The sequence below is a fragment of the Allofournierella sp. genome (assembly GCF_048388525.1).
Lineage (GTDB): Bacteria > Bacillota > Clostridia > Oscillospirales > Ruminococcaceae > BQOK01.
This window is the reverse complement of record NZ_DBGCTQ010000017.1, coordinates 1-1,940: the sequence shown is the minus strand read 5'-3', so window position 1 is coordinate 1,940 and position 1,940 is coordinate 1. Positions and strand designations below refer to the sequence as shown.

Sequence of the window (1,940 nt, the reverse complement as noted above, 5' to 3'; positions counted from 1 at the left end):
CCATGCCCTCTCCCATGCCCGAGGCGGCAAAGCGCCTGGTGGTGCTGGACGCCGCAAATATACAGCAGATCGCAAGCCAGGTCGACTTTGTGTTTTGCGCAGTCAACATGAAAAAGGATGAGATCAAAGCGCTGGAAGAGGCCTACGCCAAGGCTGAATGCCCGGTCATCTCCAATAACAGCGCCCACCGCTTTACCCCGGACGTTCCCATGGTGGTGCCCGAAATAAACCCCGGCCATATCCAGATTATTGAGGCGCAGCGCAAACGCCTGGGCACAAAGCGCGGGTTCATCGCGGTAAAATCCAACTGCTCGCTGCAAAGCTACGTGCCTGCGCTGCACCCCTTAAAAGAGGAATTCGGCCTTACAAAGGCCCTGGTCTGCACCTACCAGGCCATTTCGGGGGCGGGCAAGACCTTTGACACCTGGCCGGATATGATCGACAACTGCATCCCCTACATCGGCGGCGAGGAAGAAAAAAGCGAGCAGGAGCCGCTCAAGCTGTGGGGCAGCATTCAGGGCGGGGCCATTGTGCCCGCCGCCCGCCCCGCCATCACCGCCCAGTGCCTGCGCATTCCTGTATCGGACGGCCACATGGCCGCCGTGTTCATGAGCTTTGAAAAAAAGCCCACGAAAGAAGAAATCCTGGCCCGCTGGGCCTCTTTTGAAGGCGAGGCCCAGCGCCTGGCCCTGCCCAGCGCCCCCAAACAGTTTTTGCATTATTTCGAAGAGAGCGACCGCCCGCAGACAAAGCTGGACCGCAACCTGGAAAACGGCATGGCGGTTTCCATCGGCCGCCTGCGGGAGGACACCCAGTACGATTACAAGTTTGTATGCCTGTCGCACAATACCCTGCGGGGCGCCGCGGGCGGTGGGGTGCTGCTGGCGGAATTGCTTGCCGCAAACGGCTATTTTGACTGACGCATTTAATTCATAGAGGGAGTTGTTGCACATGAAAAAGGTGATCTTTACCGGTTCCGGCGTGGCCATCGTAACACCGATGAAGCCGGACGGTCAGGTGGATTTTAAAGAGCTGGGCCGCGTGATTGAATTCCAGATCGAAAACGGTACCGATTCCATCGTAATCTGCGGCACCACAGGCGAATCGGCTACCTTAAAGGACGGCGAACACCTGGAATGCATCCGTTGTGCCGTTGAAACCACGGCGGGCCGGGTGCCGGTGATCGCGGGCACCGGTTCCAACGATACCGCCCATGCGGTGGAAATGTCCAGGGAGGCTGCCGCCCTGGGCGCGGACGCGGTTCTGTTGGTGACCCCGTACTATAATAAAACCAGCCAGGCCGGTCTGGTAAAGCACTTTAACACCATTGTGGACGCCGCGGGCCTGCCCGCAATCCTGTATAACGTGCCCTCCCGCACCGGGATCAATATTCAGCCGGAAACCGCGCTGGAGCTTTCCAAAAACCTGCTGATCTGCGGTATTAAAGAGGCCAGCGGCAACATCAGCCACGTGGCCGAGATCGCAGCGGCCTGCGGTGACAGCCTGAACATCTACTCCGGCAACGATGACCAGATCGTGCCGCTGCTGGCTCTGGGCGGCAAGGGCGTGATCAGCGTGCTGTCCAACATAGCCCCGCAGTACACCCATGACATCTGTGCCAAATGGTTCGCCGGTGAGACTGCCGAGAGCCTGTCCATGCAGCTCAAGGCGGTGCCTCTTATCAAGGCACTGTTTGCCGACGTCAACCCCATCCCGGTCAAGTGGGCCATGAACCGCCTTGGCTGGAATGCCGGCGACTGCCGTCTGCCGCTCGTTGCGCCCTCCGCCGCAGTGCAGGCACAGCTGGAGACTGCCATGCAGGAGTTCGGCCTGCTGAAATAATTTCACAGCCGACCCACTGCCATGCCGCGGGTCGGCTTTTTGCTTTTGCACGACTTTTGCATGAAAGGAACAATAACGCATGACGGATATTATCATTC

General features: G+C 58.9%; 2 protein-coding genes. Both read left to right on the top strand.

All coding sequences use genetic code 11. The features are described 5' to 3' along the window. A partial coding sequence (locus ACMLHZ_RS01785) for an aspartate-semialdehyde dehydrogenase family protein (RefSeq protein ID WP_418666102.1) occupies positions 1–920 on the top strand: 920 nt, incomplete at its 5' end. 31 nt (positions 921–951) lie between these two features. Then, on the top strand, positions 952–1,842 hold the full coding sequence (dapA, locus tag ACMLHZ_RS01780; RefSeq protein ID WP_418666101.1) for a 4-hydroxy-tetrahydrodipicolinate synthase: 891 nt from the start codon (positions 952–954) through the stop codon (positions 1,840–1,842). Positions 1,843–1,940: the final 98 nt, after the last annotated feature.

Excerpts from the sequence above, each read along its gene's own strand:
- dapA (WP_418666101.1), top strand. The coding sequence starts at position 952 with ATGAAAAAGGTGATCTTTACCGGTTCCGGCGTGGCCATCGTAACACCG.